The organism is Nostocoides australiense Ben110, from assembly GCF_001050535.1.
In the GTDB taxonomy this organism is placed as follows: domain Bacteria; phylum Actinomycetota; class Actinomycetes; order Actinomycetales; family Dermatophilaceae; genus Nostocoides_A; species Nostocoides_A australiense.
This window is the reverse complement of record NZ_HG764815.1, coordinates 3,273,217-3,289,129: the sequence shown is the minus strand read 5'-3', so window position 1 is coordinate 3,289,129 and position 15,913 is coordinate 3,273,217. Positions and strand designations below refer to the sequence as shown.

Below are 15,913 nucleotides of genomic sequence, written 5' to 3'. Positions count from 1 at the left end.
CCCCCCCCCCCCCCCCCCCGCCGTCACAGCCCACTGGTCGCGCGCACCTTCCTGATCGAGGACGAAGAATCCCGATCAGAAGGAGGCCGGTATGCCGGCAGCTCGAACACTCCAGCGCCGCCCAGGCACGCCGCGGCCTCCGGCTGCGCCGCCGGCCCCGGCCGCGAAGGTCCCGTCGCGGCCGACCACGCACCTACGAGATGCGGGTCTGCTCGCCGCCGCGGGCGTCGCCGGTTTCGGAGCAGCCCCGCTGGTCGGGTATCCCGGGCTGGAGGTGCCGTCGTTGCTGCTCGGCCTCGGAGGGGGAGCAGCCCTGGCGGTGACCGGCCAACGCACCAAGTTGCGCCGCGAACTCGAGGACAAGGTGCTCGAGGCGCTGGCCCCGTTGCTAGGTGTGCGCCACCTGGACCGTCGCATCGTGAAGATGACCAAGTGGACCAACCGGTGGCCCGGCCTGCCGGCGAAGGTGCGGATCCACTACGCACCGGGCGCGCCCGACAGCGACCCGATGTGGAAGAGCGAGATCCTCGCAGTCCTGGACTCCCGAATGCTGGCCCGCTACGAGGTCGCCAGGCACGAGCCCCGCCGATGCACGCTCTGGCTCACCTTGGTGACCAAGGAGCAGACCGAGGGCAAGGAGCCGCCCTACTCCCAGGTGCGCGCCGAGCGGGCCATCACCGAACTGATCGGCCCGACCGCGAAGGTCACCGACGTCGAGCTGGATGGGGAGGAGCTGTGCTCCCTCACGGTCACCCACCAGGCCGGCGCGAAGCTGGCCGCCTCCGGGTACCGCAACCGGATCGAGCGGGTGATCTCGACGATGATGCCCGGACGATGGCGAGCGGTCTGGGACCTGGAAGGAGATGAGGTCCGCTTCGAGGTGCGCCCGACGCTGCCCTCCAGCGTCTGGCTCCCACCTCGCGCACCCGAGGACACCGAGGACCTGCTGCGCAACTACCGCCAGGTCAAGATCCCGTGCGCCATCGACGAGGACGGCCGCGAGATCCTCTGGTACCCGGCCCGGGTTCCCCAGGCGATGCTCACCGGAGGCACCGGCACCGGCAAGACCTCGACCGCGCACGTGCTGCTGGGGCAGTTCACGCAGTACGGGTGGCCGGCCTGGGTGCTCGATGCCAAGCGGGTGGAGTTCCTGGACTTCCGCACGTGGCCCAACGTGCAGATCGTCGCCGGCAGCATCCCCCAGCAGGTGGCGCTGATCCGTCGAGTCTGGGAGCTGATGGAGTACCGCTACCAGCTAATCGAGGAGGGGAAGGCGACCGTCAACGACTTCGAGCCGCTGGTGGTCTTCCTCGACGAGTTCGCCGAGTTCCGCTCCAACCTCTTCGAGTGGTACGCCCAGATCAAGGTCAAGGGCGACCCCACCAAGCCCCCGACCTTGGCCGAGGTGGCCTCTCTGGCCCGCAAGGCGCGCACCGCCCGGATCCACCTGGTGCTGTCCACCCAGCGCCCCGACGCCGAGTTCCTCGGCGGCGAGATGAGGGACAACTTCGGCTTCCGGATCTCCATGGGCCGGCTCAGCCCCCAGGGCGCGATGATGATGTGGGAGAACCCCGCCGTCGGGGTCAGCCTGCCTCGAGCCCGCACCGGTCGCGCCACCGCCACCCACGAGGACGGCAAGCCCGTCGAGGTGCAGTGCTACCGCTTCCCCGACATCAACGCCGACGAGGACAGCGAGGAGCGGCAGCTGCTCGAGTCGATCCGTCCCGCCGAAGCCCGCTGGCCCCGCCTGGTCATCGTGCCGCCCGAGGCGCAGGTCGACCTCGACGGTGGAGAGCCGACCCCACCGACATTCCGTGACTACGCCCGCGCCGTGTGGGACCTGGCCGAGAACCGCCCCGACCTCGACCCGCTCTCCGGCGCAGCTGGCGAGGACGCCGTCGACGGCCGCGAGCTCTCCTCGACGATGGCCTCGCTCGGGATCAGCACCAGCGACCACCCCGGTCCCTGCTCTCGCCCGCACCTGCGGCTGGTCGACGCGCTCGAGCAGGACGCAGCCGAGACCGAGCAGGGCGGCGGCCTGACCTGGGACCTCGACGAGTACGTCGGTTACGCACCCCCGGTCAGCTGCGCCGCCCGCGACCTGGTCGTCGGAGACCTCATCCAGATCGAGGACGGAGCAGGGGAGTGGGTCGTGGTCGACGAACCACCGGAGGAAGACCTCGCCGCCCCCGGCATGATCGCCGTCTCCTGGCGCGGTGACGGCGACGAATCCGGATCCATCTCCCTGCCCGACGACAACTACATCGAGGTACGCCGACCCGAGGAGGACGCATGAGCAACACCCCCTACCGAGGCAACGGCCTGGCCGACACCCCTGAGGAAGAGGTGCTGCTGATCCACGTCGGCCTGGCCCTGCTCGGGATCGTGGCGGCATCGGCTGGCGCATTCTGGCTCAAGGGCACCACCTGGCTGGTCGAGCACCAGGTCTTGGTCGCCGCCAAGTCCGATCCCCTCGTGCAGATCCCCGGCTCGTCCGGCGCCGGTCTGGACGTCCCCCGCCTGGCGATCCTCGCCGCGATCCTGGTGGCCACCTTGGTCACCGCAGTCAGCTCGGCCCGCCGCGCGATCGCCCGCCGTCGAGAGGACCTGGCGTGAGCGCCCGCCGCAAGGAAGCACTGGCGCAGGCGGCCTCGGTTCGGCTGGTCGCGGCCGCTTGCGCCGGTCAGGGCAAGATGTGGAACCGCCAGGAGCAGCTGCACTCGGCCGCCGGCTCCCAGTCCAAGGCCTGGGCGGCGGCTGAGCCGCTGGTCAAGATCTGTGCCGGCTGCCCGATCGTGGCCGAGTGCCGAGCCTGGGCTGAAGCCGACGAATACACCGGGATCGCCGCCGGATCCGCGTGGGTGAAGGGGACCGAGAAACCGGCCCACTGGATCCACCGCCATCCGATGAAGAAGCTGGCCAGCTGACCGGCCAAGTCTCACGCGGGCCGCCGTGTCCCGACCGTCGAGATCAGGAACATCTCACCGTCCCGGGTCGCCGCAGTGGAGTAGTCCCTCCACCGCGGCGACCCGACACTGTCCGGGCGCTGCTCCTCGGCGCGAGCGAAGGCGAGCTGGCGGTGGGGCTGCTGCCGCTCGAGGTCACGCCGACTCCGCCACTCGGTCAGCTCGGCCTCGACCCGGCGCAGGTTGTCCTCGTGACGTGCGATCCTCGCCGGCGCGTGATGGGCCCGATGCGCGGCCAGGAGATCGTCGACGTCGGCACGTTCGAGGAAGGCCTCGACGAGGCGGGCCACGATGTAGGCCGCTCGTTCCTTGGTCTTCCACGGGACCTGCTCACTCCAGCTGGTGTTACGGCGGAAGACGGTCAACCAGCCACACCAGTCGTTCTCGGTCTCCCGCAGGTGCGCCAGCGCCTGGTCAGGGTCGAAGACCGACCCGCCGACCAGGCGGATCCCGTTGATGACCGGTGCCCCGTCCAGTTCGCGGGCACGACCGAAGAGCTGGTCGTCGGTCCATCGCCCGTAGACGACCTCGAGCCGCTCGGTGTCGCAGTCGTGGGGATACCCGTTGGCCCCGAACGCCACCGTGAACGCACCGACCTGCTCGACGTCGAACTCCACCCGTCCCCACTGGGTTGCGGTGGCGGTGAAGGTGATGGGCCGGCGTGCGTGGCGGTTCATCGCAGGTCTCCTCTGGTCGCTTGCTGCGAACCGTAAACCGGTCCTGAGAGATGATGGCGACCCACAGCGGGTGGACGGGTCGCAGCAAGCCGTGTCAGGTTGGGGCAACCAACCAACGAGCCTGACCAGCTCGACTCGAGGGAGCGATCCTGATGGCAACGACCAGCCCGACCCCCGTCCTGACCGACGACCACATCGACCTGCTCATCACCGCCGCCGCAGACTGGCGACTGCTGGCATCCCCGACGACGGCGGCCTTCGCCCAGTCCGCACTGGAGCGCCACGTCATCGTCGCCTCGAGCACCGAGGCCGGCCGGATGCTGCGCGCCGAGAACACCGCCTCGGTGCGGTGGCTCTCCGACCGCGGCCGCAACCGGCTGGTCGACCGAGCCCCGACCGGTGCCTACACCCACACTCGGGTCGAGACCATCGACCCGGTCGAGGTGATCAAGGCCGCGCACAGCGCTCAGGCTGCCTGCAAGGACAGCCCGACCTGGTCGAGCAGCCCGACCGCACGGCTCATGGCTGCCCTGATCACCGCCGCCACCCACCGCCTGCCCGGCTACGCCGACGCGCCCTGGTTCTGGACCCGCCCTCAGTTGCGCTCGGGCACCAGCATCGGCGTGGCCCTCACCCACTCCACCCCGCCGCAGCTCCCCGGCCTGACCTGGGTCGCCCCCGACCAGGCACGCGAGCACTGGGACGAGGCGCCGCTGGTGGTGATCCGCTGCGACGCCGCGGCCGCGCTGCCGGCCGATCTGCCCGCCCGCAGCGGCGTCTTCGTCCTCTCCTTTGACGGCCAGGAGGACGCCAACCTGGTGTGGGAGGCCGTCAGCGGACTGAACATGCCCGCCCTGGCACTGCTGTGGCCCTCCTGCCAGCCGTGGCTGCAGCAGCAGCTGCGCGACCCCGCCCCGGAGTTCGTCGAGCACCGGAGCCGGTCGTGACCCACAAGCAGCCGGGCACCGTCCCCGGTCCCATCTACACTGGGCCCGGCCGGACATGTCCGGCTCCCCGGACCAAGGATCCGTGGGGTGGTTCCTGCGCCCTTGGTCCGTCATCCGCGTGGGTCGAGTTGAGTTGCGCCGGTGTGGTAACCGGCAATGCCTCCTCGGCCCCGCGGATGTCTGGGTCGTCCTCGGCCACGTCACAGCCTTCTGCCCTCTCGCACCTTCCTTCGGGTATCAGCACCCGGCTGGAAGGCGGCACCGAGATGGCACCCCACGGCGTCCTCGACACCTACGTCAACCACGGCTGCCGTTGCGCGGCATGCACCAAGGCCTCCCGCGAGTACGGCCGCCGCCGGGCTCGGTTGCGTGCATACGGTCAGCTCGAAGAGCTCGTCCCGCTCGAGCAGGTCGCCGCTCACATCGCTTGGCTGTCGACACAGGGAGTTGGCTCCCGGCAGATCGCCCAGCTCGCCAACATCGGTCGGATGACCGTCGAACAGGTCACCCGTCCTAGCAGCTACCGCCGCGGCGTGACCCCCCGTGTCGCCGCGGCGATCCTGGCGGTTCGCCCCACCCTGGATGCTCTGGCCGACTCCGCGCTGACCACATCTGCCGGCACCCAGCGTCGACTTCAGGCGCTGATGGTCCTGGGGTGGTCCCTCAGCCAGATCCAGCACGCAACGGGCACCTCAGCCCTGCACCGCTGCCTCACTCGCGAGACCGTCACCGCGAAGCTGGCCCGCGAGATCCGCGACTTCTACGACGCCCACTGGACCAGCTCACCGAAGGCAGACGGGCCCCACGCCCAGACCGCGATCACCCGCACCAGGCTGCGCGCCGAGAAGGCCGGCTGGCTGCCGCCACTGGCCTGGGACGACGACACGATCGACGACCCCAACCTGCCCGCCCCGGTCCGCGCCCGCCGATCCGCCAAGTCCTGGCAGCGCATCTACGTCGACGACATCGCCGAGCTCGCCACCCAGGGCGCCACCTGGGCCGAGCTGGAGCACCGGGTCGGCGCCTGCCGCAACAGCATCGAGATAGCCCTGACCCGCGCCGGCCGCACCGAGCTGATCGGCCGGATCACCAGCAACCGGTGGGTGGCGGCATGAGCATCCAGACTCCCGCCACCCACCGGACTCCATCATCGCGATCGCCACGCCGGACCCGCACCGCCCACCACATGCACGTCTACCGGATCGCCGAGCGCTGCTGGCTGTGGGACTGCCCGTGCGGGGGAGGCGTGCACGCAGCCACCCAGTCCCTGCCCACCCAGCGAGCCGCGTTCGTCGCGGCCCTGGACCACTCCACCCGAAACCCTGGGAGCTGACCCCGATGACCACCACCGCGACTCCCCGGCCTCCTCGAGGACGCTGGCAGCAGGCCAACGTCTGGGCCGGGTACCTGATCTTCGGGTTCCCCGCCGTCGCCGCAGTCCCCGCCCTGATCGCGACCATCGCCCGCTTCGGCCTGCTCGACAGCATCCTCAACGCCGGACCTGCCGCCCTGGCCGCCTGCCTCCCGCTGGCCCTGTGGATCCGCTACACCCGCCGCCGGCCCGGGACCTACACCGGCAAGTTCACCTGGTTCGTCGTTGCGGTCATCGGCATCGGGGCGCTGGCCTTCTCCCCGCTCTTCTTCTGGGCCGGCCCGGCCACCTTGGTCCTGCTCTCGGAGATCCTGCGCCTGCTCACCGGCCCCGCCCTGTCCTCGGCCACCCACCGCCTGCGCGCCGGCAGGCGTGCCCTGACCACCCGGAGCGAGCAGTGACCCCCACCCCCCGGTCCCACCAGCTGGAGGCGATCGCCGCCATCCAGGCACACCTGCACACCACCGACCGGGTCAACGTGCTCATGGCTTGCGGCTCCGGCAAGACGCTCGTTGGTCGCTGGCTGGCCGAGCAGCGCCGGTGCGCGACAACGCTGGTCGTCGTCCCCTCCCTGGCCCTGATCGCCCAGACCCTGACCGAGTGGCGCTCGGCCAACGGCTGGCTCTTCGAGGCGCTGATCCTCTGCTCTGACCCCTCCACTGCCGCCGGCGCCGAGGAACGAGCCGCCAGCGACGGCGAGGACATCCCCACTCCCTTCTGGGCCCGGCACCGGGCTCAGGTCACGACTTCCATGCACGCCGCGGCCCACGTCCTGACCGAACGCCGCCCCGACCGGCCACTGGTGGTCTTCTCCACCTACCACTCCGCCCCGGTCGCCGCGGCGGCGGCCCGAGCCGCCGGCATCCAGTTCGACCTGACGATCGCCGACGAGGCGCACAACCTCGCCGGCCACCCCCGCGCCGACTTCCGGGTCGTCCTGGGCACCGAGCTGCCCACCGCCGCGCGCGTGTTCATGACCGCCACCCAGGTCAACGCCGTCCCCGCCCCGCCGCAACCCGGATGGGACGACTGGTCGGCACCGCTGTCCATGTCCGACACCACCCTGTTCGGCCCGGTCGTCTACCGCCTCGACTTCGCCGAGGCCATCGAGCGCAAGCTGCTCAGCGACTACGAGGTCCTCATCTACGAGACCCCCGGCCAGACCGCCCCCGACCCGGTCGCGGCACTGAGAGCCGCCGCCCCCACCGGCCTCTCGCGAGTCCTCACCTTCCACGGCCGCGTCGCCAAGGCGCGAGCCTTCGCCGAGGCCATCGACGGAACCGACCTGCCCGACGGGCGCCGGGTCCGCGCGATCGCCGTCGCCGGCGCCGACCCGGCCCTGCACCGCTCCCGCGCCCTGGCGGCCCTCGAGCACCCCGACCCGTCCACCCTCATCGTGGTCTCCAGCGCCCGCTGCCTCGCCGAAGGAGTCGACGTCCCGGCCGTCGACGGCATCCTTTTCGCCGACCCCAAGGCCAGCGACGTCGGGATCATCCAGTCCGTCGGCCGAGCCCTTCGCCTGGCTCCCGGCAAGAAGACCGGCAAGGTCCTGATCCCCGTCTGCTACTCCGCGGACCTGGACGAGGACACCACCTTGTCCACCAGCTCGTTCTCAGCCGTCTGGAGGATCCTGCGCGGCCTGCGCACCCTCGACGCCCGCCTGTCCGCCGAGCTCGACAGCTACACCCGCCCCCCGTCCCGCCGCGGCCGCGAGGACGGCTCCCGTGACACCAGTCTCGTCACCTTCGACCTGCCCTCGGCCACCGACCTGCCCGCCCTGATCGCCCGCCTGGTCCAGAACACCTCCAACGCCTGGGACGAGCGCTTCGCCGAGCTCGAGGCCTTCGCGATCGAGCACGGCACCGCCAACCCACCGGCCAAGAACAAGCGACTGACCACCTGGTGCGAGTACCAGCGCAAGGCCTACCGCCGAGGGATGCTGCTGCCCGACCGGGCCGCCGCACTGCGCTCCCTGCCCGGCTGGACCTGGGACGCGGAGATGCGCGCCTGGGTCGAGCAGTGGGGAGAGGTCTACGCCACCATCGCCCCCGGGGGCCGTCTCGACGTCGAGAACCCCGAGACGATGACCCGCCCGCTGCAGACCGTCTCCGGCCGCAACCGCGCCACCACCATCGGCCGCTGGTGCGCCCACCAGCGCGTCCTGGCCCGCCGGGGCGACCTGGACACCGCCCGCCGCAACTACCTCAAGGAACTGCCCGGCTGGACCTACCACGCTCTCTCCGACGTCGACGCCGCCTGCCTGGACCTGCTCGCCGAGTACGTCGCCTGGAAGGGAGAGGCCAACCCACCAGCCGACTACGTCGACGACGACCTGCCCATCGGCCGCTGGCTCAACCAGATCCGCCGCGCCAAGGTCCTGGGCACCCTGAGCCAGGCGCTCCTGGACGAGCTCGAGGTCACCACTCCCAGCCCCGGCTCCCCGGGCACCCTGCGCTGGGAGACCCGTCAGACCCAGTGGCAGATCGGCCTGGAGGTGCTGCACCAGTACGCCGCCCGCGAAGGCCGCTGCCGGATGCCGGAGAACCACACCGAGCCCTTCGAGGGCATCGAGTACCCGCTGTACGTGTGGTGCCGAAGGCAACGCCACGACCACCGTTACGACAACCTCGACCCGGCTCGGGCCGCCGCCCTGGAAGCGGTCCCCGGCTGGCTCTGGGAGATCCAGCCCACCCCACGGATCAGCATCGACATCGGCGACGCCCGACATGGCACCCGCACCGGCTACGTCAAGGGCTGCCGCTGCCAACCCTGCACCGACGCCAACCGGGTCGCCCAGGCCAGTCGCGACCAGCGGGCCCGCGCCGGCGGCCCGTCCACCGACCTGATCAGCGCAGCCCGAGCCCGCGGCCACCTGCGGATCCTGACCGGCCAAGGCGCCAGCCAGAAGGGACTGGCCCGCGCCGCCGACCTGAACGTCAAGACCATCGTCGACATCCTCGAAGGCCAGCGGACCCGGATCCAGCCAGACACCGAACGCATCGTCCTGGCCATCACCATGAACGACGTCCGCCAGTCCCACGCGCCCGGCACCCTCGTGCCCGCCGCCCCCACCTGGCAGCTGATCAACGACCTGGTCGCCCGCGGCTGGCCCAAGAGCTGGATCGCGCGCGAGGCCGGACTTGGCAACACCCTGCAGCTGAAGACCGACCAGGTCACCGCCGGCAACGCCCAACGCATCGCCGAGCTGCACGCCCAGCTCGACGACATCACCCCACCCCCGCGCCGACACCGAGCCCCCATGCCCCCGCTGTCCGAGATCACCGCCGACCTGACCCGGTCGGCCTGACACCTAAGGAGAACCATGTACGACTACCCGCACTTCGACGGAACCCAGGCCTGCCACAACCCCACCCCGGCCGCGGCCTCCGCCTTCTCCGGCACCATCGGCGCCGACCCGAGCCCGGCCCTGGCCCTGTGCTCGGCCTGCCCCTTCGTCGACGAGTGCCGCGACTGGGCCCTGGCTCACGACGTCTACGGCGTCTGGGGAGGAACCACCGAGGACGACCGTGCCGAGATCCGATCCCAGAGCGAGCTGCCCGCCCCGCCCTCGATCCCCGACCAGCTCGACGACCTGGTCCTCGCCATGCGCGCCCGTGTCGTCGACGACGACCCGATCCTGCTGGTGCGCGCCTCATGACCGCCCCGGGCGCAGCACCACCCTTGCGCGGGCATACCGCCTGGCACCTGCTCCGGTTCGCCATCGCCTGCCGCTCCTCGGCGATCGTGCTGGACCTGCAAGGACATCCCGACCACGCCACCCACCTGCGCGCGCTGGCCACCGCCTCGGACAACCGGGCTGCCCAGCGCACCGCCGCAGCACCAGTCAGCCTCCCGCGCGCCGCCTGACCGAGAGAAGACCTGATGACCGTCTACGTCGACGACATGCTGAAAGACGCCGCCGTCCGCAACGGCGACCACACCGTCCGCGGCCGCTGGTCTCACCTCATGGCCGACACCAGCTCCGAGCTCCTCGACTTTGCCGCCGCCCTCGGCCTGAACCGGTCCTGGCTCCAGAAGCCCGGCAGCCCCCTCGAGCACTTCGACATCACCGCCGGTAAGCGGCTGCGCGCTCTCGAGCTCGGTGCCGTGCAGATCACCTACGGCGAGGGAGGTCACCTGACCCGAGCCAAGCGCGCCGGCGTCACCTTCGACCTCCAGCTGCTGCGAGAGAACCCGCGCGCCTTCGAGGCCGCCCTGGCCCTGCCCACCCACCGGCCTGCTCCCGGGCGCCCGACCCGGGTGAGGCTGTCCCGGTCGGCCGGGTTCACCCTGCCGCCCAACACCGTGTCGGTGGCCGCCCCCACCCGCTGGGCCAACCCGTTCCGGCCCGCGGCTCGCACCCCCGAAGCCAACCACGCCGCCGTCGAACACTTCACCGCCTACCTGCGCCGCAACCCCGCCCTCGTCGAGGAGGCCGTTGCGGCGCTGCGAGGACGCAACCTGGCCTGCTGGTGCGCCCCCTACCTGGCCTGCCACGCCGACGTCTGGCTGGCCCTGGTCAACGAGAGCGCCGGGACGAACCATGGGTGACCGCACCGCCATCTCCTGGACCGAGGCCACCTGGAACCCCGTCACCGGCTGCACCGAGGTCTCCGAAGGCTGCGACCACTGCTACGCCCGCTCGGTGGCACACCGCTTCGCCGGCACCCCCGCCTACCCCCGCGGCTTCGAGGTCACCCTGCGCCCCGAGCGCCTGGACCAGCCGCTGCGCTGGCGCCGGCCCCGGATGATCTTCGTCAACTCGATGAGCGACCTGTTCCACGCCCAGATCCCCGACGGGATGATCGCCCAGGTCTTCGCGGTCATGGCGCTGGCTCCCACCCACACCTTCCAGATCCTGACCAAGCGACCGGCCAGGATGCGCTCCCTTCTCACCTCACCCGCCTTCAGGTGGCAGGTCTGGCACCACATGCTGTCCCTGACCCACAACCGTTCGCTGCCGATGCCGGCCGAGCACGCCACCGCCCTGTCGTGGCCGCTGCCCAACGCATGGATGGGCGTCTCCGTCGAGACCCAGAAGTGGGCCGACATCCGGATCCCGATCCTGCTGGCCACCCCCGCCCGGATTCGGTTCCTGTCGATGGAGCCCCTCCTGGCACCGGTCACCCTCTCCTCGTGGACGCTGCTTACCCCGCAGCTGCACTGGGTGATCGTCGGCGGCGAGTCCGGTCCCGGAGCACGCCGCATGGACCCCCAGTGGGCACTGGACCTGGCGCAGGAGTGCCGCGCCGCCGGCGTCGCGTTCTTCATGAAGCAGACCGGCTCCGTCCTGGCCCGCGAGTGGGGGATCCCCGGCAAGGGCGAGGACCCGACCCGTTGGCCGGCCCCGCTGCCACAGCAGATGCCCGGCCCCGCGGCCTAGTCTCGACCTCGCCGCCCGCCACCGACAAGGAAGCGCTCACCCCACGCCATCGCCGGCGACGAGACGCCACCAGAGGACAACGAGCAGCAGCCGTAACAGCCGGCATGGGGTGCCCCGCTGGGCGTGGCTGGAGTGGGGGGAGAGGGCCGGACGACGAATCGTCCGGCCCTCTCGTGTGTCTCAGGCCAGTTGCAGCTGAGCCAGTCGGGCGAGGTTCATCAGCGCCTCGACGTGCTGTTCGCTCAGCCCGAGGGTCTCGCCCTCCTCGTCCCCGCCGCCGGTGAAGACGGCCGTCCCGAAGTAGGGCTGATGGGTGAAGCCGAACCCGCGCGCGATCGAGGTCGCCACGATGTTCATCGGCATCCCCTTGACGATGCCCTCGTCGTTGACCCACATGGTCACGTGCTCGTGCAGCGCGACCAGATCCACCAGGCCACCCACGGCCTGCTGCAGGTGCGTGAGCGTGCCGGTGGTGGTGTCCCACTGGACAGCCTCGGCGTTGCCGTCGACGTCGATCGTCACGGCCCGGAACAGGTTGCTCATCTCGTCCCCTCCTCGGGGTCTCGGTGCGAAGCGGTGGTCAGCCGCTCGCGGTTGGTTGGTGCTTCCCACCCTGCCACCGACCACCGACAACGCCCAGGGCGAAGCCCCCGGGACCGGCGGCATGGGGTGCCGGTCCCGGGGTGGTGAACACCGTTGCGGGGCAACGGTTGTCGGTGGTCGGTGGCAGGGTGGGAAGCACCAACCACCAACACCGGACTGACCATCCGGACGACCCGAAAGGGGTGTCTCTGCAATGAGCGACCTCGCCACCACTGTCACCGTGATCGACGCCTGCGGCCGTGCCGCCGTGCCGGTCCTGCTGCTCTCCGATCCGGGCATGGGCAAGTCCAGCCTCGTGCGCGGTATCGCCACCGCCGAGGGGGTGCCGTGCGAGACGGTGCTCGGTTCGATCCGCGAACCGGCTGACGTTGCAGGCCTTCCGCTGGTGACCGACGACGGGGTGATCCTGTCCCCGCCCGCGTTCGCTCGTCGGCTCTCGGCCGAGGGAGCGGGCTACCTGTTCCTCGATGAGTTGACCACCTGCCCTCCGGCCGTGCAGGCCGCGATGCTGGCGCTGGCGCTGGACCGCACGGTCGGTGACCTGACCCTGCCGGTGGGGGTGCGGGTCGTGGCCGGGGCCAATCCTCCGGACCGGGCCGCTGACGGCTGGGAGATTTCGCCGCCGCTGGCCAACCGCTTCTGCCACGTCGAGTTCCGTCCCTCGGTCGATGAGTGGCTGGACGGGATGACGGTCGGCTGGGCCGCGCCCCCGGCCTCACGGGCGATCACCGCTGACCCGACCCGGATCGAGGCCGTCAAGGCAATGGTCACCGGGTTCATCCGGCACAAGCCCGAGCACCTGCACGCCTTCCCGCGCACCGCCGAGGCCACCGGCAAGCCGTGGCCCTCCCGGCGCACGTGGGCGATGCTGGCCGGGGCGCTGGCGAACGTGCGCGACGACGACGCCGCCGCCCGGCAGGGCATCACCTTCGGGCTGGTCGGTGAAGGGGTCGGGGTCGAGTTCCTCACATGGTGCGAGCAGGCCGACCTGCCCGACCCCGCCGCCGTGGTCGAGGACCCCGCGCTGGTGGACTGGACCGACCGCCCCGACCGGGTGTGGGCGGTGCTGTCCTCGGTCGTCGGGTGGGCAGCCAGCGCCGGGACCGTGGAGGCCTGGCGCAAGGCGTGGGGGCCGCTGCTGGCCGCTGCCGAGGCCGGAGCACCCGACGTGTCTGCTGCTGCTGCCCGGCCACTGGCCGCATGCCGCCCCGCCTCGGCCCGTGTCCCGGCTGCCGTGCGCGAACGGTTCGCCCCGGTGCTGGCTGCCGCTGGCCTGAGCACGGCAGGTGCGGCATGAGCGTGGCGAGCCGGTCGCTGACCGACGATGAGTGGGAGGCGTTCCGGCTCGGTCGGCTCGTCGCGGCCGAGCGCGCGCCCTACTTCATGCACGCGCTGTTCGCCGCCGCCCCGGTCGCCTCTCCCGGCTTGGGCACCTTCGCCGTCGATGGGTCATGGCGTCTCTACATGGACCCCGACCTGCTGGTCGGTGAGGGCCGCTGGGACTCAGCCACCGTCGCCGCCGTGCTGCTGCATGAGGTCGGTCACCTGCTGCGCGACCACGCTGCCCGCGCCGCGAACCTGCCCACCCCACGGCATCAGCTCGCGTGGAGTCTGGCCGGGGACGCCGAAATCAACGACGACCTGATCGCCGCCGGTGTCCCGCTTCCTGAGGGGTGCGTGACCCCGGCCGCGTTGGGCTGCCCTGACGGCGACCTCGCCGAGACCTACTACGCCGCGCTGGTCCCACCTGAGGGAGCGGACGGGTCGAGCCTGCCCGACGACGACTCAGCCGGGTGCGGGTCGGGGTCCGGGTGCCCCCCGGTGCCCGGCGAACTGCCCTCCGGGGTCAGCCTGCCCGATGGAAGCGCCGAGCCGGTCACCCCGGCCGAGGGTGACTTCGTGCGTCGGCGGGTCGCCCACGACGTGCAGGCCGTCGAGCACGCCAAGGGCCGAGGCTCCATGCCCGGTGGCCTGACCCGCTGGGCCGCGTCGGTGCTCGCCCCGCCGACCGTGCCCTGGGCCCGGGTGCTGCGCGCCGCCGTGCGCCGTGCCGTGGCCGAGCGGGCGGGCCGGGTGGACTACACCTACAGCCGCCCCTCCCGTCGCCGCCTGCCCGGCATCCTCAAGCCCGCGATGCGCGCCCCCTCGGTGATCGTCTCGGTCGTGGTGGACACCTCCGGGTCGATGAGCCAAGCCGACCTCGACGCGGCAATGGGCGAGGTTCACGGGGTGCTGCGATCCTCCGGGGTCGCCCGCGAGCACGTGCGACTGCTGTCCTGCGACGCCGCCGCGACCACCGCCCAGCGGGTCCGCTCGGCCACGTCGGTGCGGCTGACCGGGGGAGGGGGCACCGACATGCGCATCGGTATCGCCGCCGCCGAAGCTGCCACCCCGGCCCCGCACGTGGTGATCGTCCTGACCGACGGGGACACCCCGTGGCCGGACACCCCCACCCGTGCCCGGCTGGTCTGCGCAGTGATCAGCCACCGCGCCCCGCACGGCACCCCCGAGTGGGCCACCACGGTCCACATCCCACCGGCCGCATGAGCCGAACGCGGGAGCACCGACCCGTTGTCGGTGCTCCCGCCTACAGTGGACCTCACCAACCAAGACGACGACTGACCATCGTTGAGCGAGAAGGACATTCACGCCATGACCACCCTCGACCCCGCATTGCGCGAGCACGCCGAAAGGCTGCTCGTCGGAACGGACCTGAGCGTCGATGACCTGCTCGTCGTCGCCACCGGAGCGCTGCCCGCCTCGGCACCGGCAGCCGCCGCCGTCCGGGACGGCTGGAACGCCGCCGACCCACAGATCGGGCCGGTGAGCCAGCCATGACCGCCGAGTGGTTCGACCTGGGCCAGCGCCTTCGCGCCTCCCACAGCGGGCACCCCGTGCCCCGCCTGCAGCACGCGCCCGTGGCCCGCGTCCTGCACCCGGTCGCCGTCCGTGCCCGCCGTCGAGGGGATCGCATCATGGTCACCGCAACCGCTCCCGGCCACCGCCCGGCGACCGCGACCGGCCCCGCCGCGCTGGACCTGCTCGGCACGCTCGGGGTCACCCTCGCCGCACCGTCACCGGCCACCCTGATCACCGACGACCCGACCACCTTGGCCACCCTGCACCGGCTGGCCCTGAGCGCCGCCCCCGACAGCGACCACGACACCGTGGCAGCCCACATCGCATGGTGGCGCGACCGCGCCGACTACCCGGCCGGTCGTGCCGTCGTGGACACCCTCAGCGCCGCCCGCACCCGCTGGACCCTCGGCACCGTCCCCGCCGCCGAGAACCACCCCGGCCCGTGGCGCGCATGGCTCGGCATCCGCGACGACTCGGTGACCGGCCTGCTCGACCTGCACACCCTGCTCACCGCTGGCCCGCCGCTGCCGTGGCTGGACGTGCTGGCCGAGGACGACGTGTGGTCCTACGGCCCCGCCCAGAGCGAGCACAGCGACGGGCTGGACTGGCGACGCCCGGACAGCACCAGTCGTGCCGCCCTGGGGCTGCGGTCCCGCTGCGACGCCGCCGACCTGTACGCCGCCGCGCTGCTGACCGACTCCATCTACCGCCGCCGCGCCGTCCACACCGGCCACGTGGTCACCGGGACCGCCAAGCCGCTCAGCGACAAGCTCAAGCGCGTCGAGGTCACCTGCACCCGGCTCGACTCCCGGCTTCGTCCCGGCAACGCGATCACCGGCTGGGTCGGTGGACCCGCCACCAGCGCCGCCCCGTTCAGTGCCTCGGTGTCCACCGCGACCGTGCGCGCCGGTCACCTGATCCTCACCCTGTCCGGCACCACCGGAGCCGCACCCGGCGACGGCGACCCGGTGACCCTGACCACCGCCCCACCGAACCCGCACCGACAGCGCGCCGGACGCAAGACCTACCGCGCCCTCTACAGCGCCCGCCGCTCATGGCTGACCACCGGGCGCACCCCGACCGCCACCCGCCGCCCGGTGCCCCTC

General features: G+C 71.8%; 18 protein-coding genes. 16 read left to right on the top strand and 2 right to left on the bottom strand.

The features are described 5' to 3' along the window. Positions 1–91 precede the first annotated feature (91 nt). Genes BN11_RS15945 through BN11_RS15935 form a run of 3 tightly spaced genes read left to right on the top strand, consistent with a single transcriptional unit; the run spans position 92 to position 2,927 of the window. The gene (locus BN11_RS15945; RefSeq protein WP_048699339.1) at positions 92–2,296 is read left to right on the top strand and encodes a hypothetical protein; all 2,205 of its coding nucleotides are present in this window, start codon (positions 92–94) and stop codon (positions 2,294–2,296) included. Beyond that, positions 2,293–2,616 carry a hypothetical protein gene (locus tag BN11_RS15940; RefSeq protein WP_048699337.1) on the top strand — a complete coding sequence of 108 codons (324 nt, stop codon included), beginning with the start codon at positions 2,293–2,295 and terminating at the stop codon, positions 2,614–2,616. Before BN11_RS15945 ends, BN11_RS15940 begins: the two co-directional genes overlap by 4 nt. Next, positions 2,613–2,927: a hypothetical protein gene (locus tag BN11_RS15935; RefSeq protein ID WP_048699336.1), complete on the top strand. Its 315-nt coding sequence runs from the start codon at positions 2,613–2,615 to the stop codon at positions 2,925–2,927. The genes BN11_RS15940 and BN11_RS15935 overlap by 4 nt, the downstream gene beginning before the upstream one ends. An 11-nt stretch (positions 2,928–2,938) precedes the next feature. On the opposite strand, the gene BN11_RS15930 is transcribed toward BN11_RS15935, so the two are convergent. Then, complete coding sequence (locus tag BN11_RS15930; protein WP_048699333.1) at positions 2,939–3,643, bottom strand: hypothetical protein; 705 nt, start codon at positions 3,641–3,643, stop codon at positions 2,939–2,941. A 152-nt stretch (positions 3,644–3,795) separates the two neighbouring features. On the opposite strand from BN11_RS15930, the gene BN11_RS15925 reads away from it, so the two are divergent. The 9 genes from BN11_RS15925 to BN11_RS15890 all read left to right on the top strand — a co-directional run bounded on the left by BN11_RS15925 (position 3,796) and on the right by BN11_RS15890 (position 11,345). Then, positions 3,796–4,590 carry a hypothetical protein gene (locus BN11_RS15925; protein ID WP_048699331.1) on the top strand — a complete coding sequence of 265 codons (795 nt, stop codon included), beginning with the start codon at positions 3,796–3,798 and terminating at the stop codon, positions 4,588–4,590. A gap of 266 nt (positions 4,591–4,856) precedes the next feature. Continuing rightward, positions 4,857–5,705: a hypothetical protein gene (locus BN11_RS15920; protein WP_048699327.1), complete on the top strand. Its 849-nt coding sequence runs from the start codon at positions 4,857–4,859 to the stop codon at positions 5,703–5,705. Then, entirely contained in the window at positions 5,702–5,923 is a 222-nt protein-coding gene (locus BN11_RS22960) for a hypothetical protein (RefSeq protein ID WP_157044216.1), read from the top strand. The genes BN11_RS15920 and BN11_RS22960 overlap by 4 nt, the downstream gene beginning before the upstream one ends. A gap of 5 nt (positions 5,924–5,928) precedes the next feature. Continuing rightward, positions 5,929–6,363, top strand: coding sequence for a hypothetical protein (locus tag BN11_RS15915; protein ID WP_048699326.1), 435 nt, complete (start codon positions 5,929–5,931; stop codon positions 6,361–6,363). Continuing rightward, positions 6,360–9,269 (top strand): DEAD/DEAH box helicase, encoded by a 2,910-nt coding sequence (locus BN11_RS15910; RefSeq protein ID WP_053084144.1) that lies wholly within the window; start codon positions 6,360–6,362, stop codon positions 9,267–9,269. The genes BN11_RS15915 and BN11_RS15910 overlap by 4 nt, the downstream gene beginning before the upstream one ends. Positions 9,270–9,284: 15 nt before the next feature. Continuing rightward, positions 9,285–9,620: a WhiB family transcriptional regulator gene (locus BN11_RS15905; protein ID WP_048699324.1), complete on the top strand. Its 336-nt coding sequence runs from the start codon at positions 9,285–9,287 to the stop codon at positions 9,618–9,620. Continuing rightward, entirely contained in the window at positions 9,617–9,829 is a 213-nt protein-coding gene (locus tag BN11_RS15900; RefSeq protein ID WP_048699323.1) for a hypothetical protein, read from the top strand. Before BN11_RS15905 ends, BN11_RS15900 begins: the two co-directional genes overlap by 4 nt. Positions 9,830–9,844: 15 nt before the next feature. Then, on the top strand, positions 9,845–10,513 hold the full coding sequence (locus BN11_RS24795) for a DUF4031 domain-containing protein (RefSeq protein ID WP_201329282.1): 669 nt from the start codon (positions 9,845–9,847) through the stop codon (positions 10,511–10,513). Further along, positions 10,506–11,345, top strand: coding sequence for a DUF5131 family protein (locus BN11_RS15890; RefSeq protein WP_053084143.1), 840 nt, complete (start codon positions 10,506–10,508; stop codon positions 11,343–11,345). The genes BN11_RS24795 and BN11_RS15890 overlap by 8 nt, the downstream gene beginning before the upstream one ends. Before the next feature lie 180 nt (positions 11,346–11,525). On the opposite strand, the gene BN11_RS24060 is transcribed toward BN11_RS15890, so the two are convergent. Next, positions 11,526–11,888, bottom strand: a complete 363-nt coding sequence (locus BN11_RS24060; RefSeq protein WP_048699320.1) for a DUF3846 domain-containing protein — start codon at positions 11,886–11,888, stop codon at positions 11,526–11,528. Between the two features lie 253 nt (positions 11,889–12,141). Here BN11_RS24060 and BN11_RS15880 point away from each other — a divergent pair, with 253 nt between their 5' ends. The 4 genes from BN11_RS15880 to BN11_RS22955 form a co-directional block, all read left to right on the top strand. Next, on the top strand, positions 12,142–13,245 hold the full coding sequence (locus tag BN11_RS15880) for an AAA family ATPase (RefSeq protein ID WP_048699319.1): 1,104 nt from the start codon (positions 12,142–12,144) through the stop codon (positions 13,243–13,245). After that, positions 13,242–14,495, top strand: coding sequence for a vWA domain-containing protein (locus BN11_RS15875; protein ID WP_048699316.1), 1,254 nt, complete (start codon positions 13,242–13,244; stop codon positions 14,493–14,495). Before BN11_RS15880 ends, BN11_RS15875 begins: the two co-directional genes overlap by 4 nt. A 105-nt stretch (positions 14,496–14,600) precedes the next feature. Beyond that, positions 14,601–14,786 (top strand): hypothetical protein, encoded by a 186-nt coding sequence (locus BN11_RS15870; protein WP_048699314.1) that lies wholly within the window; start codon positions 14,601–14,603, stop codon positions 14,784–14,786. After that, the coding region (locus BN11_RS22955; protein ID WP_048699312.1) for a hypothetical protein at positions 14,783–15,913 on the top strand (1,131 nt) is incomplete at its 3' end. The genes BN11_RS15870 and BN11_RS22955, both read left to right, overlap by 4 nt.